The sequence below is a fragment of the Bacillus sp. FSL K6-3176 genome (assembly GCF_038003325.1).
Classification (GTDB): domain Bacteria; phylum Bacillota; class Bacilli; order Bacillales; family Bacillaceae; genus Bacillus; species Bacillus altitudinis.
Window position 1 is genome coordinate 3,628,798 of the sequence record NZ_JBBOOX010000001.1, and the last position, 21,602, is coordinate 3,650,399.

The 21,602-nt window shown below is 42.2% G+C and carries 18 protein-coding genes; 10 read left to right on the top strand and 8 right to left on the bottom strand.

All coding sequences use genetic code 11. The annotated features are described in order from the left end of the window. Positions 1–39: 39 nt before the first annotated feature. The 7 genes from MHB38_RS18860 (at position 40) to MHB38_RS18890 (ending at position 9,634) form a co-directional block, all read left to right on the top strand. Complete coding sequence (locus MHB38_RS18860; RefSeq protein WP_129547986.1) at positions 40–1,035, top strand: LacI family DNA-binding transcriptional regulator; 996 nt, start codon at positions 40–42, stop codon at positions 1,033–1,035. Between the two features lie 172 nt (positions 1,036–1,207). Next, positions 1,208–2,473, top strand: a complete 1,266-nt coding sequence (locus MHB38_RS18865; RefSeq protein ID WP_341004193.1) for an extracellular solute-binding protein — start codon at positions 1,208–1,210, stop codon at positions 2,471–2,473. 145 nt (positions 2,474–2,618) lie between these two features. Further along, positions 2,619–3,857 (top strand): carbohydrate ABC transporter permease, encoded by a 1,239-nt coding sequence (locus MHB38_RS18870; RefSeq protein WP_007497272.1) that lies wholly within the window; start codon positions 2,619–2,621, stop codon positions 3,855–3,857. Between the two features lies 1 nt (position 3,858). After that, a complete protein-coding gene (locus MHB38_RS18875; RefSeq protein ID WP_007497274.1) occupies positions 3,859–4,701 on the top strand; it encodes a sugar ABC transporter permease in 843 nt (280 codons plus the stop codon). Positions 4,702–4,712: 11 nt separating this feature from the next. Then, positions 4,713–5,921 carry a glycoside hydrolase family 53 protein gene (locus MHB38_RS18880; RefSeq protein WP_341004195.1) on the top strand — a complete coding sequence of 403 codons (1,209 nt, stop codon included), beginning with the start codon at positions 4,713–4,715 and terminating at the stop codon, positions 5,919–5,921. Positions 5,922–5,944: 23 nt separating this feature from the next. Beyond that, entirely contained in the window at positions 5,945–8,011 is a 2,067-nt protein-coding gene (locus MHB38_RS18885; protein ID WP_341004198.1) for a beta-galactosidase, read from the top strand. A 294-nt stretch (positions 8,012–8,305) separates the two neighbouring features. Further along, positions 8,306–9,634 carry a CitMHS family transporter gene (locus tag MHB38_RS18890; RefSeq protein ID WP_050826775.1) on the top strand — a complete coding sequence of 443 codons (1,329 nt, stop codon included), beginning with the start codon at positions 8,306–8,308 and terminating at the stop codon, positions 9,632–9,634. A 45-nt stretch (positions 9,635–9,679) separates the two neighbouring features. On the opposite strand, the gene MHB38_RS18895 is transcribed toward MHB38_RS18890, so the two are convergent. From MHB38_RS18895 to MHB38_RS18930, 8 genes are all read right to left on the bottom strand, one after another. Further along, positions 9,680–10,108, bottom strand: a complete 429-nt coding sequence (locus tag MHB38_RS18895; RefSeq protein WP_007497283.1) for a DUF4064 domain-containing protein — start codon at positions 10,106–10,108, stop codon at positions 9,680–9,682. 26 nt (positions 10,109–10,134) lie between these two features. Then, a complete protein-coding gene (locus MHB38_RS18900; protein WP_076821422.1) occupies positions 10,135–11,085 on the bottom strand; it encodes an ABC transporter permease subunit in 951 nt (316 codons plus the stop codon). Beyond that, positions 11,082–12,011, bottom strand: a complete 930-nt coding sequence (locus MHB38_RS18905; protein WP_079920001.1) for an ABC transporter ATP-binding protein — start codon at positions 12,009–12,011, stop codon at positions 11,082–11,084. The genes MHB38_RS18900 and MHB38_RS18905 overlap by 4 nt, the downstream gene beginning before the upstream one ends. Before the next feature lie 295 nt (positions 12,012–12,306). Then, entirely contained in the window at positions 12,307–12,828 is a 522-nt protein-coding gene (locus MHB38_RS18910) for a tubby C-terminal domain-like protein (RefSeq protein WP_268357692.1), read from the bottom strand. A 205-nt stretch (positions 12,829–13,033) separates the two neighbouring features. Then, positions 13,034–13,372 (bottom strand): zinc ribbon domain-containing protein YjdM, encoded by a 339-nt coding sequence (locus MHB38_RS18915; protein WP_039962846.1) that lies wholly within the window; start codon positions 13,370–13,372, stop codon positions 13,034–13,036. A 91-nt stretch (positions 13,373–13,463) separates the two neighbouring features. Beyond that, positions 13,464–14,603 carry a glycerate kinase gene (locus MHB38_RS18920; protein WP_341004206.1) on the bottom strand — a complete coding sequence of 380 codons (1,140 nt, stop codon included), beginning with the start codon at positions 14,601–14,603 and terminating at the stop codon, positions 13,464–13,466. Between the two features lie 29 nt (positions 14,604–14,632). After that, entirely contained in the window at positions 14,633–15,904 is a 1,272-nt protein-coding gene (locus MHB38_RS18925; RefSeq protein ID WP_116306540.1) for a GntP family permease, read from the bottom strand. Positions 15,905–16,021: 117 nt separating this feature from the next. Then, positions 16,022–17,134, bottom strand: a complete 1,113-nt coding sequence (locus tag MHB38_RS18930) for a CdaR family transcriptional regulator (protein WP_007497295.1) — start codon at positions 17,132–17,134, stop codon at positions 16,022–16,024. A gap of 160 nt (positions 17,135–17,294) precedes the next feature. Here MHB38_RS18930 and MHB38_RS18935 point away from each other — a divergent pair, with 160 nt between their 5' ends. The 3 genes from MHB38_RS18935 (at position 17,295) to MHB38_RS18945 (ending at position 21,592) form a co-directional block, all read left to right on the top strand. Next, positions 17,295–17,945, top strand: coding sequence for a TetR/AcrR family transcriptional regulator (locus tag MHB38_RS18935; RefSeq protein ID WP_008347371.1), 651 nt, complete (start codon positions 17,295–17,297; stop codon positions 17,943–17,945). 69 nt (positions 17,946–18,014) lie between these two features. After that, on the top strand, positions 18,015–19,268 hold the full coding sequence (locus tag MHB38_RS18940) for an MFS transporter (RefSeq protein ID WP_206114115.1): 1,254 nt from the start codon (positions 18,015–18,017) through the stop codon (positions 19,266–19,268). Beyond that, complete coding sequence (locus MHB38_RS18945) at positions 19,265–21,592, top strand: FtsX-like permease family protein (RefSeq protein ID WP_035703966.1); 2,328 nt, start codon at positions 19,265–19,267, stop codon at positions 21,590–21,592. The genes MHB38_RS18940 and MHB38_RS18945 overlap by 4 nt, the downstream gene beginning before the upstream one ends. The last annotated feature ends 10 nt before the right edge of the window (positions 21,593–21,602 follow it).

Consider the following 21,602-nt stretch of genomic DNA (forward strand, 5'->3'; position numbering starts at 1 on the left):
CTATACTGAAAGGAGATATTTTCTATAGGAGGTGCTGACTTGGCAGCTAAAATAAAGGACATTGCGGAAAAAGCCGGATTATCCATCGCTACCGTGTCTCGCGTATTGAACCAAGATCCCAACCTATCTGTTACGGATCAAACACGTGAGAGAGTATATGCGGCAGCAGAAGCTTTGTCCTATCAAAAAAAGACATTCAAACATTCACTAAAAAAAATTGCCTTTCTCTATTGGATGACAGAAAAAGAGGAGCTTGAAGATATTTATTTTAAATCCATTCGTCTAGGCATTGAGGAACTCACCAATACCAGAAGCTTAAATGTTACCGCTTACAAACCGTCTGATGGTCTTCAATCGATTGATCCTTCTACAGAAGGCATCATCGCCATCGGTCGATTTAAAAAAACTGAGCTTGATCAATTATATACGATCACAAAACACATCGTCTTTATTGATACATCACCAGATGAAGACCGCTTTGATTCTGTGAAACCAAACCTGAAACGAATTGTAGAAAAGATTATTGATTCTTTTATCGAAAAACACCACACATCCATCGGATTTATTGGCGGGACAGATCTTGATCTCAATACAAATAGGCGGATTCCAGATATTCGTGAAACGACCTTCCGCCAGTACATGACAGCACACAACAAACTGGATGAACAATTGGTCTATATCGGTCACCACTTCTCTGTAGATGAAGGCTATTCATTGATGATGAAGGCGATCGACGAGCTCGGTGATCACCTGCCAACCGCTTTTTGTGTCGCAAGTGATCCTCTTGCGATAGGCTGTTTACAAGCATTAAATGAACGCGGTTTTTCTTTACCAAATCGAGTGAGTGTCTTTAGTATCAACGATATTCACGTCTCTCAATATGTGTCACCACCGCTCACAACTTATCACATCCATACCTCTTTACTTTGCGAGACAGCTGTCGATTTACTTTTAGAAAGACTTGTTGATGGCAGAACATTACCAAAAACCGTGCTGATTGCCTCAGATCCTGTCTTTCGGAAAAGCACGATATAAACAGCTGGAAGCCCTGCCATATATGGCGGGCTTCTTTTCTCTTTATTTCAGTAAAAAATTTTACTTAATAAATTTAATAAAATGTGTTTACTTTTTTTACTCAAGTTGATATTCTCACATTAAGAAAGCGTTTTCTTATCATCTGTGAAAAAAGAACGAGAGGGGATTACGAATGAAAAAGGGAAAATGGGCGACATTATCGGCAGTCGTTGGTACTGCTGTGCTGCTGCTGTCAGCATGCGGACCAGGAGATGACAATTCAAGCGGTTCACAGCCGGCATCTACAGGTACAAAGACCTTGCTAGTGTGGGAGGATGTCAAAAAGTCTGATGGGATTCAAGACGCCGTCAAAGAGTTTGAAAAACAAAACGACGTGAAAGTCAAAGTAGTCGAAAAAGCATATGCCGACCAAATTGAAGCGCTTCGTCTTGATGGCGCAGCCGGCACTGGTCCAGATGTCATCACCATGCCTCACGACCAAATTGGATCAGCTGTCACAGAGGGATTGTTACAAGAAATCAAACCAGATGAAAAAGTGATCAATTCCTTCACAGACGAATCGATTCAATCACAAACGATAGATGGGAAGCTGTATGGTCTGCCAAAATCCGTTGAAACCACTGTGCTTTTCTATAACAAAGACCTTGTGAAAAAGGCACCAACGACACTCGATGGCTGGTATGACCTTTCGAAAAAGCTGACAAAGGACGGGAAATACGGTTTTGTTGCGAAGTGGGATGAAATTTATTACGCAGAAAGTGTATTAGGCGGTTCAGGTGGCTATATTTTCAAACAGAAAAACGATGGTTCTTATGACGTCAATGATATTGGTCTTAATAACGATGGTGCCATCGAAGGCGGAAAATACATTCAGACATTCTTTAGCGAAGGACTTTTCCCGAAAGGTATCATTGGTGAGCAAGGAATCAATGTCCTCAATTCCTTATTCACTGAGAAAAAGGCAGCGGCTGTGATTTCTGGTCCATGGTCATTTGGTCCTTATAAAGATGCGGGTATCGACTATGGCGTGACGGAACTGCCAACACTCCCTAACGGAAAACATATGAGCTCGTTCTTAGGTGTAAAGAGCTACAACGTCTCCTCTTATTCTAAAAATAAAGAACTTGCCGAGAAATTTGTTGAGTTTATCACGAACGAAAAAAATTCGAAAAAGCGCTTTGAAGTCACAGAGGAAATTCCACCAGTGAAAAAGCTGATGAAAGACCCAGTCATTACTGAAAACGCAAATGCGGATGCTGTTTCAAAGCAAACGAAATATGCCACGCTGACACCGAACAATCCAGAAATGGCAGAGGTGTGGAAGCCGATTGACAGTGCATTAGGACTGATTGCGACTGGCCGTACCGATGTGAAAAAAGCATTTGATGATGCGGTCAAACAAATCGACTCGCAAATTAAAGCGAATCACTCCAAATAAACATCAAGCGCAGGTAGCTGTTCATCTATCATGCTGCCTGCACTTGATCTAATTTCATATGAAGTAGGTGTTAGACGTGACGGGTAACCTTGAACTAGACCGCACACACATAGTGGAATCAAAGACACACCGGAGACGGGCGCTAATGTTCTCTCTTATACCCGGGATGGGGCAAATATACAACAAACAGTATGGCAAAGGGGCACTCTTTTTCCTGTTTGGCGTTTCTTTTCTAGTAGTGTTTTATGATTTATTCAATATTGGCTTCTGGGGGCTGTTCACACTTGGTACGATGCTGCCTCGTGACAACTCTGTTTTCCTTTTAGCAAAAGGAATTATTGCACTTTTAACAGCTGGCTTTGGCATCGGTTTTTATGTACTCATGATACGAGATGCATTTATGAACGGAAAGAAACGTGATCAAGGGGTTCCGCTTCATTCCATCCGTGCTCAATACCATCAGCTCATCGACCAAGGCTTTCCTTACTTAATGAGCACTCCTGCTTTCTTTTTACTTCTATTCTCTGTTGTCTTTCCTATTATGTTCAGCTTTGCGCTGGCCTTTACAAACTATGATTTATACCACTCGCCTCCTGCCAATCTCATTGATTGGGTAGGCATCAAAAACTTTCAAAATATCTTTTCAATCGATATTTGGAGAGACACATTCATTGATGTACTAGGCTGGACGGTCGTATGGACGTTGGCTGCATCGACCCTTCAATGTGCTGTCGGCATTTTCCTAGCGGTTCTGCTCAATCAAAAAGATTTAAAAGGAAAACGGTTTTTCAGAACGATTTTGATTCTGCCGTGGGCTGTTCCAGGATTTGTGACCATTTTGGTGTTTGCTGGATTGTTTAACGACACGTTTGGTGCGATTAACAATACCCTTTTTGCATCGATTGGAATTGATCCAAAACCATGGCTGACAGATCCATTTTGGAGCAAAATCGCTCTTATTGCGATGCAGACTTGGCTTGGTTTTCCTTTTGTGTTCATTATGACAACTGGCGTTTTGCAGGCCATTCCTGAAGATTTATACGAGGCTGCAACCATTGATGGGGCAAATTTCTTTCAGAAATTCCGTTCCATTACATTACCGCTTGTCCTCTATTCAATTGCACCTATATTAATCACGCAATATACGTTTAACTTTAACAACTTTAATATCATCTACTTATTTAATGGCGGAGGACCGCCTGTGGCTGGCTCAACTGCTGGGGGCACAGACATCTTGGTGTCTTGGATTTACAAACTGACGATGCAATCTTCTCAATATGCACTCGCTGCCGCTGTTACGATCTTACTGTCAATCTTCGTCATTGCCATTGCACTTTGGCAGTTTAAGAGAACGAATTCATTTAAAGAGGAGGACATGATGTGATATGGGATCAAAACAAAATAAGCTCATTCGCCTGAGTATCACTTATTTCATCCTTTTCATTGCCTCCGTTTGTATTCTATATCCACTCCTTTGGACGATCGGCGCTTCCTTTAATCCTGGGAACAGCCTGATGAGCACAAGCATGTTTCCGAAGAATCCAACGTTCAGCCACTTTACAGAACTCTTCTTCGGTCAGGGAGCACTTTATGCAAAATGGTATTGGAACTCAATGAAAATCAGTATTGCGACTATGCTCTTAACGTTGATACTTGTCAGCTTTACAGGCTATGCCTTTTCTAGGTTCCGATTCAAAGGACGCAAAAATGGGCTAATGCTCTTTTTGCTGCTGCAAATGATTCCTCAATTTTCAGCGCTGATTGCCATATTTGTATTGGCTCAAATGCTTGGACTCATTAACAGCCACCTCGCATTGATTTTGATTTATGCAGGCGGACAAATTCCGATGAATACGTATTTAATGAAAGGCTATCTTGATGCGATTCCAAAGGATCTCGATGAATCAGCCAGAATGGATGGCGCAGGGCATTTCCGGATTTTCATCCAAATTATTATGCCGCTTGCCAAGCCGATTTTAGCCGTTGTTGCCATCAACTCATTTACAGGACCGCTGGGTGATTTCATCATCTCCAGTGTCATTGTCCGCTCACCCGAAATGTATACGCTCCCAATCGGTCTATACAATCTTGTATCAGACAAAATGGGTGCCAGCTACACGACCTTTGCAGCCGGGGCTTTACTCATTGCGATTCCAGTTGCTTTATTGTTTCTTGTTTTACAAAAACAATTTGTATCCGGCCTCACACAAGGCGGGACAAAAGGATAAGGGGAGATTTGATGAAGAAATGGTTGCTTGTCACTGTTGTCGTTTTCTTTCTGGTTGGGTTAGGTATTCTGCCGGAAGCAAAGGCTGATACGATTTCGGTGAAACCGATCAATGGATTGCAAGGTGATTTCATCAAAGGAGCCGATATCTCCATGCTCGCAGAAGTGGAGCGAAGCGGCGGCAAATACTACAACCAAAACTGGCAGCAGGTTGATCCGCTCAAGCTATTAAAAGAGAAAGGTGTCAACTATGTGCGCATCAGACTCTGGAACCATCCATACGACAACCAAGGCCGTGCCTATAACGGGGGGACAAACGATTTAAATACCGCCATTGCTCTCTCGAAACGTGCAAAAGCACAAAATATGAAAGTGCTGCTTGATTTTCACTACAGTGATTTCTGGACCGATCCCGGAAAACAGTTCAAACCGAAAGCTTGGACAAATTTCTCCCAAAGCGATTTAGAAAAAGCGGTTGGCACTTACACAAGCGATGTACTTAAAGCGATGAAAGCACAAAATGCCCTGCCAAATATGGTACAGGTCGGGAATGAATTGAATTCAGGTATGCTTTGGCCGAACGGAAAGAGCTGGGGTGAAGGCGGCGGTGAATTTGACCGGCTCGCTGCTTTGCTAAAAGCGGGAACAAATGCTGTTCGCTCTGTCGATTCAAACATCAAAGTCATGCTTCATCTTGCACATGGGGGGGACAATGGTGCATCTCGCTGGTGGTTTGATGAAATCACCAAACGAGGCGTTTCCTTCGATACGATCGGTTTATCTTACTACCCGTATTGGGACGGGGGATTTAGCGGTCTTACTACCAATATGAATGATATTAGCGCCCGCTATAACAAAGATGTCATCGTGGTAGAAACCGCCTACGGCTTTACAACAGCAAATGGTGACAACCTCGATAACTCATTTAACCAAGATTCAGTCAATACGGCCGGTTATCCAGCATCACCACAAGGGCAGGCATCTTTTATACGAGATCTATCAGAAAAAATTTCACAAGTGAAAAACAATCGTGGGAAAGGGTTCTTTTATTGGGAGCCGCTTTGGATTCCAGCAAAAGGTGCTCCGTGGTCTAGTCAATACGGGCTCGCTTATATTCAAACAACCGGCACAGTCGGGAATGCTTGGGAAAATCAGGCCATGTTTGATTTCAACGGAAAAGCACTGCCTTCTCTTGATGTATTTAAACAAATGACACCGTAATTAAACAGATAGGACGTGACAAAATGGGAAAGCGTTACCCACTCGTTCACCCAAATGTGAAAGGCTTTTTGCATGGTGGCGACTATAATCCTGATCAATGGCTCCATATGCCGGAGATCATTGACGAAGATTTTCGATTAATGAAGCTTGCACACTGTCAAACATTCTCTATCAATATTTTCGCTTGGAGCAAGCTCGAGCCAAAAGAAGGGGAATATGATTTTGCCTGGCTGGATGATATCATGGATCGCTTGGCAGCGCAGGGAGCTCACGCTATTCTCGCCACGCCAAGCGGAGCAAGACCTGCTTGGCTCTCGCAAACATATCCAGAAGTCTTACGCGTTGAAGCAAACCGCCAGCGCAACTTACACGGACTTCGCCATAATCATTGCTTCACCTCACCGGTTTATCGAGAAAAAACGAATACACTCAATCGTTTGCTTGCTGAACGCTACAAGGACCATCCAGCGCTGATCATGTGGCACATTTCAAATGAATACGGCGGCGAATGTCATTGTGATCTTTGCCAAGAAGCATTTAGAGACTATTTGAAAGACAAATACAACCATGACCTTGAAGCTTTGAATCAAGCATGGTGGACGGGATTTTGGAGCCACACCTTTACCGATTGGTCACAAATCGAGTCACCAGCCCCTCATGGCGAGCACATGATTCATGGCATGAACCTAGACTGGAAGCGTTTTGTCACAGCACAAACGATCAATTTTTATCAAAATGAAATTGAACCGCTACGAGAATTAACACCTCATGTGCCAGTAACCACCAATTTTATGGGCGACTATCCGCATATGCGTCCATTTCTTGGACTGGATTATCATCAATTTGCAAAAGAAGTCGACGTGATCTCATGGGATAGCTATCCAGCATGGCATAGCGGCAGAGAAACCACTGCAGAATTAGCGTCAAACGTCGCCTTCGTTCACGATTTGTATCGTTCATTAAAGGGCGGTCAGCCGTTTCTTGTGATGGAAAGCACACCAAGCCTCGTGAACTGGCATGAAGTGAATAAGGTGAAGCATAAAGGAATGGCACACCTCTCTGCCATGCAGGCGATTGCCCACGGGTCCGACTCCGTCCTTTATTTCCAGTGGAGACAAGGCCGGGGCGCCTCTGAAAAATTCCATGGCGCCGTTGTGGATCATTCAGGACATGAACACACGCGTGTGTTTCAAGAAGTCGCTGATTTAGGAAAACAGCTGGAGCAGCTTCAGCCGATTGCGGGTACGTCCGTTCAACCAGAAGTCGCCATCATATATGATTGGGAAAACCATTGGGCGATTGATGATGCGCAAGGCTTAAATAATACCAACAAACGCTATGTAGAGGCTTGCCAAACTCATTATCGAAGCTTCTGGAAAAAGGGCATCCCTGTTGATATTGTCGGGATGGAAAAGGATTTCTCATCCTATCGAGTGCTTGTTGGACCAATGCTCTACATGATCAAACCAGGCGTGGCAGAAAAGATCGAAGCATTTGTCAAAGAGGGCGGCATTTTTGTGGCAACATACTGGAGCGGCATTGTCGATGAAAACGACCTCTGTTTCCTTGGTGGTTTCCCCGGTCCTCTCCGCCATGTACTTGGTGTTTGGGCAGAGGAAATCAACACATTGATGCCAGATGAACAAGTCTTAATGACCACAGGAAATGGACGCACTTATCATGTCGGGCAATATTGCGAGTCCATTCATCCTGAAACAGCCTCTGTGTTAGGGCATTTTGAGAATGGCTGCTATGAAGGACAGCCCGCCCTTACTGTCCGTCCATTTGGCAAAGGGAAAGCATACTATATGGCTTCTGAAAATGAGCAGGCGTTTTATGATGATTTTTACGAAGACCTTATCACAGGAATAGGCATACAACCGATCCTATCCTCTTCGATTCCAGAGGGCGTCAGTGTCCAGAAACGAACAGATGGATCGCAGGACTTTGTGTTTATGATGAATTTTACAGAACAGCAACAGAACATTTCACTAGATTCAGCGGAAAGCTATGAAAATATGCTGACTGGACAGCATACATCTCAACAGTTACAACTGAATCCTTACGAATACGTTATTTTGAAAAAATAGCGTGAAAGAAGCGTCCATCCAAAGGGCGCTTTTTACTTTTAAGTGAATCTAAATACCTATAAAATCTCTTCCGGTAGTAGATTACCAATAGAATCATTATTTTTTATCTAAATTTTTTGACATATTGAACACCGCGCCACGATTGGATTCACCATCCTTTTTTACCATTGTATAGGTATGAAAGCGGTTGCCTAATACTCATATTTTTGATACTCTTTTTTTCAATGCAAATGTGGGACTGCATTGGTATAAAAACAAACAAATGTAAACGGTTTATTGTAGGGGGAGGGGCTTATGTTAACGTTTGTTGGATTGTTGATTATTTTAACGATTGTTGTTTTGCTGATTTGGGGGAAAGCGAGTCCAATTGTCGCCATGGTCATGGTGCCTTTAATAGGGGCGCTCATCGCGGGATTTGGTATCAATGACATTCAAACTTTCTTTGAACAAGGGATTATCAAAGTATTGCCAGTGGCGACCATGTTTATCTTCGCCATTTTATTTTTTGGCATTTTACAAGATACAGGGTTCTTTGAACCTGTAATTAAAGCATTAATCAAGCTGACAAAAGGAAATGTTGTCACAGTTGCGATGGGAACTGCCTTGATTGGGGTCATCGCACACTTAGACGGAGCAGGAGCTACCACCTTTTTATTAACTGTACCTGCACTGCTTCCGCTTTATAAAAAATTACATATGAGTCCTTATTTATTGCTTTTGTTAATCGGGACAAGTGCTGGATTAACCAATATGATTCCATGGGCCGGCCCCACAGGACGGGCAGCGAGTGTCCTTAATATGGACCCATCTGAACTGTGGGTACCGCTCATTCCAATTCAGTTGATCGGGGTCGTGCTCATATTAGGAATGGCATTCATTTTAGGAAAAAGAGAAGAAAAACGAATTCGGGTGAAAATCGCCGCAAATGAAGTAGCCGCTGTCCAATTAGAAGGCGCCGATTGGGATCGTGCCATTCAATCGATCAGCGAAACAGGCGATGCGTCTTTAAAGCGTTATCACTTAATGTGGGTCAACCTCATTCTATTTTTAGCTGTTGTTGTCCTTCTTGTGCTGAACGTGATTCCTGCTAGCTATATGTTTATGATTGGTCTTTCACTAGCACTTCTGATTAACTTTCCAAATGTGAATTTACAAATGGAGCGAATAAAGGCACATGCCCCAAGTGCACTAATGATGGCAGCTGTAATTTTCTCCGCAGGTTCTTTTTTAGGAATTCTTGAAGGAACGGGCATGCTAAAGGCGATTGCAGTGGACAGTATTCACATTTTGCCAGCTTTCTTACTGCCATTTTTACATATCATTGTGGGGATATTTGGGGTTCCTCTTGATATGCTGACAAGTACAGATGCCTATTATTATGCACTCTTGCCGATTGTCGAATCGATTACATCAGAGGTTGGTGTGTCAGGAACATCTGCGGCATACGCCATGATGATTGGAAATATCATCGGCACCTTTGTCAGCCCCCTTGCACCTGCTGTATGGCTTGCCATCGGTCTTGCAGGGGTCGATATGGGGAAACATATCCGCTACTCCTTCTTTTGGATGTGGGGGTTCAGTATCGTTTTACTCATCATCGCCAAACTGATTGGCATCATATAAAAAAGAAAGACATGCGCAAAATCAGCGCATGTCTTTTTCTTTGAATTATGAAGGATATTCACTCGTGTGAATGTCTGTTTTCGGTTTTCTAATCAGTGACATCAATCCAACGATTAGCAACAAGATCATTGGAACGAAAGCAAGACCTACAGTTCCAATTAAAAGAGTCACAGCCGAAACCAAGAAAAGAATACCAGAAAGCACGGCACGGCGGTCTGTTTTCAAGACAATCACACCAACAAGGGCTAAGACAGCCGCAATTGCGGAAACAACCATAAACTGAACGCCAAAGGCATGAACCGAAGCTTCAAGTGTTTCAACTGGCAAGGCGCTGCCTTCCTCTTGTAAAATTTCATTCATTTCTTCATAAAATGCTGGGTCCACAGAGAGCATCAATGCCCCAAAACCAACACCAATTACGTTGAGGACAATACTGATAATCCCCATAATTTTTTCACCTTTACGCTTAATCATTGATAGAAACCTCCTAAAAAGTTAAATTAACCTGTTTTTACTTCTCGCTTTTGGAAGACGATTAAAGCAACCGCCAAGAAGATGGCCCAATAAATGACTAGGACCGTTAGTGAGAAACCTAGGGACATGCCTTCGATAAAAGTAGGTGTTTCTGCGAAATACTGTGCAGGATCGTTGGCAAACAATAAGTATTTCGCCCAATCAAAGAAGAACATCAAAATGCTTGTGATGGATGCTCCGACAACATAGGCTAATACACTAATCGCTATGGAAATGGCCTCACTTCTAAACACCGTTGAGATGGCAAAAGAAAGTGTCCCTAATACAACAAACATAGCACAATGCGCCAAATAATAAGAGACCATATTTGCAAACTGAGACCGTTCAATGACTTCACCATTTTGATAAGCCAAATACACATAATCATTGTTTAGTCCAAAGAATATCGCACCTAAGATAAAGGATAAGATAAATAGGACAGCGATCAAGAAAAGTGAATATAGTTGAACGGTAAAGTATTTAGACAAAAGAACCTTCAACCTGGATGGCGGACGAATCAGTAATAATTTAATTGTACCATGCTTATATTCAGCCGAAACAATTGTGGCTGCAATAATAATCACAAATACACCGACCAGCTGAAGCAAATTAGCATTTGTTTCCACATAAGTCCATGCATTTTTACCGAATTGATCGGCTGGAGGTAAATCATGTTTGATTCGATATTCATTGATCGCTATTTCGGTTTCAAGGGATCTCTTATAAAAGCTTATATTATCCTCTTTCAATTCTTGCTTCTTTGCTTTATTGATTTCTTGCAACTCAGTTTTCCAATCACCGGATGCTTGATCTCCGTCATTTGTCTTAACAGCAAAAATCAACGTCGCAATCATACCTAAAACAAGAAGCCCAACCATAATCCAAGTACCCACACGATAACTGATTTTCATCCACTCGTTTTGAATGAGGCGAATCATACGTCTGCCTCCTTTTTACCTGTTAAGCTTAAGAACTTATCTTCTAAGGTTTGTTTTTCTATTTTGATTTCGTACAAATGAATAGAAGCTTCGCTCAAATGACGAATCAATTGTGGCATCTTCTCTTCTAGGATGGAGAAGAATAAGTACTGCTCCTCTTCTCTAACTGTGATACCTTCCTCAAATGCTTCAATGAGCTTTTGAGCTTCTTCAATCTCACTTGATGCTACTTTCATTCGATAATTGACCAAATCATCCTGCTTCGTCTCCGCACGCTGATCCTCAATCGCAATCAGCTTTCCTTTTTGGATAATGGCGAAACGATCACACATCAATTCCATTTCTGACATGAGATGACTTGAAACAATGACAGCAAGCCCTTCTTCCTTTGCCAGCCTTCTCAAGTAATCTCGTATCATACGAATTCCCTCTGGATCTAGTCCATTGGTCGGCTCATCTAAGATTAGCAGTTTCGGTTTATGTATCAATGCCTGAGCAATCCCCAAACGCTGCTTCATTCCTAATGAAAACGTACGGACACGCTTATGCTTCACATGCTGCAAACTAACTAGTTCTAGTAGTTCATCAATTCGACCTTCATCCACTTTTCCATTCATTCTGGCAAAATGAACAAGGTTTTGTCTAGCCGTTAAATGATTATACATTTCTGGATTTTCAATAATTGCACCGACATCTTGGATGGCATGCTGATATGAGGTTTGAATACTATGACCATTAATCAGAATGTCACCAGATGTAATGGGAGAAAGACCGACCATCATGCGAATGGTTGTCGTTTTTCCTGCGCCATTCGGCCCTAAGAAGCCAAAGACTTCGCCCGCTTGGACAGAGAAACTCAAGTCTTGAACAATCTTTTTCCCACGAATATGCCTAGATACATTTTGCAGTTCTAAAACGTTCGTCACGTTACCTCTCCTTCTTTGTCTAAGTATCATCTATCATCTATTTCCTGATAAACACCATGATCCGTCAAAAATAGAAGAACACTTCCATATGGTACAGCAATGCCCAAAAGTTGTGAAGGGGATTAGGCAAAATTTAGAGAATCATCTGCCTTTTTTAAGGTGAGGTTAAGGTAATCATTTTAATAAGATCTTATTGCACGAAAGGGACTTCACTAAATTTTATAGGAATTAGAACCTAAATCATAAATAGTATATTTTCAAATTCTTTAAGTATGATAAAACATATTAACTTCAGCTACTCCCTCAACATAAAGATATAATAGAGGCAAGCGATAAGATGTAGAGTTAGGTCACCTTGTCTTTTTTCAATACTGACTGTTGCAGGTGGTATTATTTTATCGTATGTAATGTCAGCGATGGTCTGCTTTGAGTCTTCCAATCTAACACGTTTATCTGCGAAACCTTTCTTTAGATAATAGGTAGTATCATTGATGATGAAACGCATCGTTGGATTTGTTTTGATTTTAGTTTGATCTTCGAATATCAACCTTCCTTTCTCCTTACATTCTATGCTCCAATTTGAGCGGTACATAGATCTGAAGGATAAATTTTCTGTAGCTTTTACAACAGTATTCAAATTTGCATCCATAACCTCAACATTCACAAAAAACTCATCAAAAATATGATCCAAAATTCTCTCAACTTTATTTTTATAAAATCTTTTTATGAATCCAATGGGGACACCTTCTTTATTGATAATAGGGATGCATTTAGTCGTTTTTTTCATAACAGTTTTTTTGAAATATCCAAATTCCACTTCTACCACCCCATCGATAACTGATCTTCAAAAATAAAAGCTTTATAAAAATATAAAACACCTAATGAGCAAAGGAATTGAATCCCTTTGACAATTTAGGTGTTTTTTATACGTTAACAACAATCATATACATCATTCTTCTTCAGCATTTATAGTAAGCTTGTCATGACCAAATTCTAATTATGAGAAGAACATTTCTTTGTCATTATACTTTCTTCACAAACTCCGATTTTAACTTCATCGCGCCAAAGCTAGGAATTTTACAATCAATATTATGATCGCCTTCGACTAAACGAATCCCTTTGACCTTCGTTCCTATTTTTAAAACCGAAGAAGAACCTTTGACTTTTAAATCTTTAATCACAGTGACCGTGTCACCATCACTTAATAGATTTCCATTCGCATCTTTGACAACAAGCTGCTCCTCTGCCACTTGTTCTTGTTCTAGCGACCACTCATGCGCACATTCAGGACAAATAAGCATGCTGCCATCCTCGTATGTATAGGTTGAACTGCACGATGGACAATTCGGTAGATTAGACATTTGTGTTTCCTCCAACTTTTTTTCATTTAGAACCATTTTACCACATTTCTATAGAAAGGAATGTGATAGAAAAGGAAACATTTTTCATCATTTACTTATCTCTTCCAAATGTCATGACAGCCGCAATATTCCTTGCTGTTCTCTCTACATACACACTGGCATCATGCATGGCTTCGGCCAGAGTCGTGACGCCAGGGACAATACTAAAGAGTGCATCAATGCCATGATCATGTACGACTGCACTGTCTTTTGAGAGGGACCCAGCGATGCCAATGACAGGGAGTCCATATTGTTTCGCAGCTTTGGCTACACCGATTGGCGTTTTGCCGTAAATGGTCTGCTGATCAATCCGCCCTTCCCCTGTAATGACTAGGTCAGCGTCCTTGAGTACGTCAGCAAAATGTACGGCTTTCAGTACAATATCGATTCCCTTTTGCAGATCAGCCTGTAAAAAGCCTAATAAACTCGCGCCCATTCCTCCTGCCGCTCCTGCACCTGCCGCCTCACCAAAGGAGACATGAAAATGCTGCTTAGCCACTTGTGCAAAATGAGATAAATTCTTGTCCAACAGTTGAACCATTTCTGTATCTGCTCCCTTTTGAGGACCGAACACAGCAGACGCTCCTCTTTCACCCGTTAAAGGATTATCCACATCACACGCCACTTCCAGACGGACTGATCGCAATCTTGGATCCAGTCGAGATAGATCAATAGAAGCTAATTGATTCAGTGATCCACCGCCCGGCGTGAGGTCTTGGCCTGCTTTATCGAGAAAAGAAGCACCTAAACCTTGCATCATGCCAACGCCACCATCATTTGTTGCGCTTCCGCCAAGCCCAATGATTAAATGCTTCGCTCCTTTATCCAGCGCTGCAAGAATTAATTCTCCTGTCCCTCTAGACGTCGTGAAGAAGGGGTTCCGTTTTTCTGGCGGGACAAGATGTAATCCTGATGCTGCTGCCATCTCTATGACAGCTGTCTGCCCATCTCCCAACATACCAAAAAAGGCATCCACAGGTTTGCCAAGCGGGCCCGTGACCACTTGCTTGACAATGGTTCCGCCTGTCGCATCCACTAACGATTGAACTGTGCCTTCTCCTCCATCTGCCATTGGGATTTTCATATATTCTGCGTGTGGCAAAATAGAACGAAATCCTCGTTCAATGGCACATGCTGTCTCATAAGCAGATAAACTTTCTTTAAATGAATCTGGTGCGATCACAATCTTCATCCAAAAACCCCTCGTTTCTCATTAAATCCTCAGCCGAACAGCTGGAAAATACCAAAGATAATGGTCGATACAACGGTTAATGTCAAACCAATTAACGATTCAAAGGGCATTAATTTCAACCGTTCTTTTATCTCCATTTGAACACTTCCTGCCGTTGCATGGAAAAAGCTTCCGTGCGGCATATGGTCGAGCACAGTTGCGCCAGCGTGAATCATAGCTGCGCCTGAAAGGGCAGATACACCAAGACCAATAAGAGTTCCGCTAAATACACCACTTGCAACTGCCGTCCCTGCAGTTGTCGAAGCTGTGGCAGCCGACATAAAAATTCCAGACGTTGGTGCAAGCAAGTAAGGAGGTAATCCCGAAGCGTCAAGCGCCTGAATAAATACCTCTTTCATGGAAGAATTCGATACAATTCCAGCTAATGTACCTGTCCCTAGTAACATGATCGCTACACCTGACATTTTATGCAGCCCTGACATCGCATAATCATTGAGAAACTTCCCTTTTTTCATGAAAAGAGCGCCAACAATTCCTCCTATTGGTAAGGCAATCATTGGATCAATATTTATTTGAAACAATGGTCTCAAGGCTAACAAGAGAATGGTCACAAGCGGTCCTACAAGCGCTTGTAGAAAACCAGGCACTTGAACCTGGCCTTGGTCAGCTCCCTCTTCCAGAACAGGTGTCCCTTTATTCGCAAGCTTTTTGGCTAATACATATGTGACGGCTATCCCGAAAATAGCCGGTATGACACCTGCCGCCATCAGGGAAGTAAGCGGTACACCAAAGGCATCAGAGGCTGCAATGGCATTCGGATTCGGTGACATGATATTCCCCGCCTTCCCTCCTCCAATCATCGCAAGTAAAATCCCCGTTTTAGAAAGTTTTGCACGCTTGGCAATGGCAAGTGCGATTGGTGCTACTGTAATGACTGCTACATCTACAAAAACACCCACCGTTGTTAAAATCATTGTTGCAAGTGCGAGTGCTAAAAGTGCCCTCGCCTCTCCAAGCTTTTTGACGATGGCCTCCGCAATAGATAGCGCTGCTCCCGACTCAATTAAAACCCCTGCCAGTACACCTGCCGCCATGATTCGAAGGACAGCCGGAATCATGTCCTTTGCGCCTTCCATCATGACGTTCACGGTCTGCACAACATCTACACCGCCAACCAAACCGCCAATAAATGCACCTGCCAGCATGCCATAAGCAGGTGATACTTTTTTTAAAATGAGAACAATAGCGATCACAAGCGCAGTCAATGCGCCCAATGTACTTACTGTCACATCTCCACCCATTCTCCATCCCTCCTGATTGTCTTTTATTAATTGTAAGCGTTTACTCATTGGGATCGAGTTGTGAATCTAAATGAACTTCTTTTATTTATTACTTCATCCAGTTGTGCAAATGCACAATTAAGACAGTTGATGGTCCAATTGTGCTATGTACAGCTCCATCAACTGTTTCACATGACGAGGGTCTTTTCCGGTCAATGCCTGGATTTTATCTAAACGATATCGCAGTGTATTACGGTGAATAAATAGACGATCAACGATTCTTTGTAAATCCCCGCCCTCTTCAATGTAAACCTTTAACGTTTGAACGAGCTCCATTTCTTGTATCAGCGGATGATAAAAATCACTCCACCGTTTGCCCTCTTTGGCGGCTCTCGCTTTTATAAACAAGCTTTCAAGCTGATAAGATTCAAAGACATATATGCTTTCCTCTGGATGGAGCACCTTTCCTAACCGCAGGGCCTCTCTCGCATGCTGAAAGGACAACGGTAATTGACTCATGTCCTCAGCGACAGTTCCTACACCCACTAGCACTTGTCCATCAACTGCACCTGCCATTGTTTGTTGCAGCTGTTCGATCACATGCTTGAATTGATGGTCACATATCGGCTGTCTTAACAGGATCAATTCATGACGGAAGGTCATGCCTAGTAAATCATCCGCATTCTTATCGTATTGAATGGCATGCATCATTTTGTGTACAGTGTCCTCAGACGATGGAATCGGCTGAAAAACAATAGCCATTCGCCGCTTGTCTAAAACCATTCCAAGCCAGTCAGCACGGTGTTTCAGCTGATGATCACCCATGTCAGACTCGGAGATGAGCTGATTCACAATTTCACTCTCTATTCGCTGCCGCCACTGGAAGCGTTCAAGCAGAAAAGATTGCTCTAATACGAGCTCAGCTGCCATTTTCACCAGCTCGGCATGATGACGAATGTCCTCTGGCTCACCCGTAATCCCAATGACACCAACAACTTGTTCCCGAAAGCAAATAGGCAGATTGATTCCAGGTCTCACGCCTTTTAAGCGGCGGGACGTCTCCTGATCAATCTCCACACTATCTCCGCTTGACAGCACTAGACGTGCTCCATCATGTTCTTGTCCAATCCTTTTTCGTTCACCAGACCCAATAATGACACCATCTGCATTCATGACATTGATGTTTTGATGTAAAATATGCATCGTACGTTCAACCATCTCTTGAGCCAATTCACTGGTTAAAAATTGCATTCAGCATCTCTCCTGAAGGGGTTTTCATTCAATGTATCATAGTGTCATTGCACAATAAATGCAAAGCTTAAAAAAACAGCCGTTGACAAAGATACGCCAAAAAGTGTTTAATCAAATCAAGGGACCGACCGACAGTCTAGTCAAAAGAAAGGATGGCTTTATGAGAACCGTTAAACATCCTGAGGAACGCAAAAATGACATCTTGAATGCAGCAGAGAAGCTTTTTTCAACCAAAGGCTATCAGCAAACCACAATTATTGACATCCTCAAAGCCGTTGGCATTGCAAAAGGCACATTCTATTATTACTTTACTTCCAAAGAAGAAGTGATGGATGCAATCATTGACCGGATCATAAAAGCAGATATCATCGAGGCAAAGCGTATTGCCGCTGATCCAGATATCTCAGTGGTTGATAAATTATTTCGCATCATCATGGCACAATCTCCTAAACAGGGCAGCCATAAAGAAGGCATGATCGAACAATTTCATCAGCCTGCTAATGCAGAGATGCATCAAAAAAGCTTGATCAAAGCCATTACAGAGCTATCACCCGTTTTAGCAGAAGTCATTCAGCAAGGGGTAGAAGAAGGGATATTTCAAACGGATTATCCGCAAGAGACGGTCGAATTTCTCCTCGCTTCTGCACAGGTTATCTTTGATGAGGGACTTTTCCAATGGACTACAGCGGAAAGCATACAACGGGCTCTAGCATTTATCGCAATCCTTGAAGCCTCATTACATGCAGAAAAGGGAAGTTTCTCCTTCCTTCTCCAACGTTTAACTGGAGAACCGGAAGACAATAATCAGTGATTGGTTACTTCAATACCAATCCTGCATACATTATAGACTGACGGTCGGTCTAAAAGGAGAGTGATTTTCATGTCGTTATCAGCCAAAAATGGTTCCACCCACTTTATCTACCTCGTTCTCGGGCAAATTATTTCCGTTTTCGGGTCTTCCTTGATTCGTTTTGTTCTATCTTTACACGTCTTGGATATGACACATCGTGTTGATTTATATGCTCTGCTTTTCGCTTTATCCAATATCCCGCTCCTCCTTTCGCCATTAGCAGGAGCAATGGCTGACCGGTTTAACAGAAGAAATTTGATGATTTTATTTGATGTTCTTACTGGCATTATGATTCTGGCTTTTTATTTCTGGTTATTTTCAGGTCATGATTCACTTTATATGATTGGAGCCGTCATGATTCTCCTTGGTGTCATGAGTACGTTTTATGCTCCTGCTGTGATGTCCAGTATTCCTCAGCTAGTGAAAGAAGAAAAATTAGAACAAGCGAATGGCATCGTGAATGGCGTGCAGGCCCTTTCAGGTGTTGTCGCTCCTATCATTGGCGGCGTTTTATACGGACTCATTGGGAGCCAGATCATCATAGGCGCTAGCAGCATTGTATTTTTTCTATCAGCATGCATGCTTTTACGGTTAAATATCTCTTTCTCACCTAGCCCACTCGCAGAACCGATGACCAAAGTACTCTTGAAAGATATGAAACAAGGATTTTCCTATATCGGAAGCCAGCCATTTTTAAAAAGAGCCATGCTGCTTGCAGCGCTGCTAAATTTCATCCTCACACCATTTTTTATCGTTGGAGGTCCCATTATTTTAAGGGTCACAATGAAAAGCAGTGACATCATGTATGGAATAGGAATGGGCATCATTGAATTTGCCGTCATCGCAGGCGCCCTGCTAGTTGGGCTTGTAGCGAAACATTGGCGCATTCCTACTTTGTATCGCTGGCTGCTCGTCATCGCAGTCATTTTGCTGCCTGTTGCTTTTTCAACATCCAAGGTGGCTCTTCAATTTGGGACATTTCCAGCCTATTTTCTCTTTTTAGCAGGGTGTCTCCCAATTGCCATGCTGCTCACCATGATTTCGATCGTTGTCATCTCACATGTGCAAAAGAAAACACCCAATGCTCAATTAGGAAAAGTCATGGCCAATCTGACAATGGTCTCTCAATGTGCTGCACCGCTCGGTCAAATGATGTACGGGTTCTTGTTCAACACTTTTTCCGCCAGCATGTATGTGACCGTGTTAATCGTCAGTGCCTTGATGTTTGCACTTGCCTTCCTTACAAAAAATATGCTTCGACATGAAGGAGAATCAGCCTCATGAGATTGACGTTTATCAAGAAAGACCTAACCCGCCACCGTCTCATTTCAATCGGCTTAACCCTTTGCATCATGATGACATCATTTTTAGCAACAAGCGCTGCGCAAATGACAGTCCAGTTGAATGGTTCCATTTCTGATTTACTCCAATCAGCCAAAGCACCAGACTTTGTCCAAATGCACGATGGGAGCTTAGATGAAAAAGCGGTCGATACATTTTCAAGTAAACAGTCGATGGTGAAGGCACATCAAATTGTTCCAATGATTCCGATCGAACATGTCAGCATCAAGTTCGGGCAGGAGCCTGCTCAAGCGGGTGTGATGGATCATTTATTTGTAAAGCAAAATCGCTATTTTGATTTCCTTTTAAACGAACGAAATGAAAAGCTCACTGTCAATAAAGGAGAAGTAGCAGTCCCTATTTATTTTCAACAAAAATACCACTTAAAGATTGGCGAAAGGTTACTCATTACAAAAGGCTCTCATCAATTCTCTTTTCAAATCAAAACGTTCTTACGAGATGCCCAAATGAATCCAAGTCTTGTCAGTTCAAAGAGATTTCTTCTGCATGATGCGGACTGGGCGGCACTGAATCAAGTGTTTCAAAAAAAGGAGTACTTAATTGAATTTTTATTGCATGTTGCTGGTCAAGCAGATGCTTTTCAATCACTCTATCAATCATCTGAGCTGCCACAACAGGGGCCTGCTGTCACATTACCCCTGCTTCGCATGCTGAATGCCCTAACAGATGGTATGGTGATCGCCATTCTCCTTCTTGTCTGCTTTCTGCTCATTAGCATTTCTCTCCTCTCTCTTCGTCTCGCTATGACCGCCGCTATAGAAGAGGATGAACGTGAAATTGGAATCTTAAAAGTACTTGGAATCCCTTTATCAAAAATCAAACAATTATACGTTGGGAAATATGCTGTGCTTACCTGTATAGGGTGTATAGCAGGATATTTAATGACGCTCATGTTTGGTGATTTGTTTACAGCCAATATTCAGCAATATATGGGGAATCGCCTCTCTTTTATTCATCAGGTGATCCCGCTTTTGGTGTCAATTTTGACGGCAATGATCGTCATCTCATTCAGCTATGCTGTCCTAAGGAGATTTGGACAAATATCAGCCGCTCAAGCCATTCAAGGCGGCATAAGCTCACCAATCCATAAAAAACAAATTCCTATGCACCTCCAGAAAAACAGATTCCTCCCAGTAAATTTTTGGTTTGGTTTGAAAGATCTGTTCTCGCGAATAAAGATGTATTCAACAATTACTTGTATTATCGCGCTTTGTACATTTTTAATGTTGATGCCGATTCAGTTATGGTACACATTACAATCACCAGATTTCATCACATATCTTGGCTCAGGAAAAAGTGACCTTCGAATTGATATTCGGCAGGGAAATCATTTAGAGAAAAGTACAAATAAAATAGAGTCTATGATTAGCGAAGACCAAGACATTCAAACATCTGCCGTCTATGAAACAACTTCTCTACAAGCCAAAACAATGGAGAATACATTAGAAACGCTCTATTTAGAAACAGGTGATCTATCAGCATTCCCTCTCACCTATTTACAAGGAAGGGAACCGTTGAAGGAGGAAGAGATTGCTTTATCGGTGTTGAGTGCTGACTCACTTCAGAAAAAGATAGGCGAAAAAGTCACTCTCGCCACAAATGGGCAGCAAGTTCAAAAAATGGTTACCGGCATTTATCAAGACGTCACCAACGGAGGGAAAACTGCTAAAGCATTATCTCAGCCTTTTCCTCAATCATCCCTTTGGAAAACCATTCAAATACAATTAAAACAAGGAATAGATATGGCAGGAAAAAAAGCAGCACTTGAAACAAATATGTCTCCTGCAAAAGTGACAGATATGAAAGAATATGTGCATCAAACAATAGGAAGCACCGCATCTCTAGTAAAAGTGATTGCATTATTTTCAACCATCGCAGCTTTTGGAACAGCCAGCCTCATGTTAATGATGTTTCTACACATGTTAAGGGCGAAAGATTTAAATCGTACTCACTTGTTAAGGACGATTGGTTTTTCTCAAAAAGATTTAACCTATCAATACTTAACAAGTTTTATCGTCGTTCTCTCTATTGGTGCCTTCATTGGAGCAATCGCTGTTCATACTATTGGTCCGGCGTTAATGAGTGCAGGCGGAGCATCATTAGGAGCATCCAGCCTTCAGTGGTTAGCCCCGAAATGGGTTTGGATCGTGTATCCTCTCCTGCTGTTTATGGTGAATTTAACTGTCATCTCGTGGTTATTGAAGTCCTTTTTTTCTAGTAAAATCAGCCGTCATACACTTTCATAAGGAGATGTTT

Coding starts and splice junctions, on each gene's coding strand:
- MHB38_RS18865 (WP_341004193.1), top strand. CDS start 1,208: ATGAAAAAGGGAAAATGGGCGACATTATCGGCAGTCGTTGGTACTGCT.
- MHB38_RS18930 (WP_007497295.1), bottom strand. CDS start 17,134: ATGCAATTTTTAACCAGTGAATTGGCTCAAGAGATGGTTGAACGTACG.
- MHB38_RS18915 (WP_039962846.1), bottom strand. CDS start 13,372: ATGTCTAATCTACCGAATTGTCCATCGTGCAGTTCAACCTATACATAC.
- MHB38_RS18935 (WP_008347371.1), top strand. CDS start 17,295: ATGAGAACCGTTAAACATCCTGAGGAACGCAAAAATGACATCTTGAAT.
- MHB38_RS18920 (WP_341004206.1), bottom strand. CDS start 14,603: ATGAAGATTGTGATCGCACCAGATTCATTTAAAGAAAGTTTATCTGCT.
- MHB38_RS18870 (WP_007497272.1), top strand. CDS start 2,619: ATGTTCTCTCTTATACCCGGGATGGGGCAAATATACAACAAACAGTAT.
- MHB38_RS18890 (WP_050826775.1), top strand. CDS start 8,306: ATGTTAACGTTTGTTGGATTGTTGATTATTTTAACGATTGTTGTTTTG.
- MHB38_RS18875 (WP_007497274.1), top strand. CDS start 3,859: ATGGGATCAAAACAAAATAAGCTCATTCGCCTGAGTATCACTTATTTC.
- MHB38_RS18900 (WP_076821422.1), bottom strand. CDS start 11,085: ATGATTCGCCTCATTCAAAACGAGTGGATGAAAATCAGTTATCGTGTG.
- MHB38_RS18925 (WP_116306540.1), bottom strand. CDS start 15,904: ATGGGTGGAGATGTGACAGTAAGTACATTGGGCGCATTGACTGCGCTT.
- MHB38_RS18945 (WP_035703966.1), top strand. CDS start 19,265: ATGAGATTGACGTTTATCAAGAAAGACCTAACCCGCCACCGTCTCATT.
- MHB38_RS18880 (WP_341004195.1), top strand. CDS start 4,713: ATGAAGAAATGGTTGCTTGTCACTGTTGTCGTTTTCTTTCTGGTTGGG.
- MHB38_RS18885 (WP_341004198.1), top strand. CDS start 5,945: ATGGGAAAGCGTTACCCACTCGTTCACCCAAATGTGAAAGGCTTTTTG.
- MHB38_RS18895 (WP_007497283.1), bottom strand. CDS start 10,108: ATGATTAAGCGTAAAGGTGAAAAAATTATGGGGATTATCAGTATTGTC.
- MHB38_RS18940 (WP_206114115.1), top strand. CDS start 18,015: ATGTCGTTATCAGCCAAAAATGGTTCCACCCACTTTATCTACCTCGTT.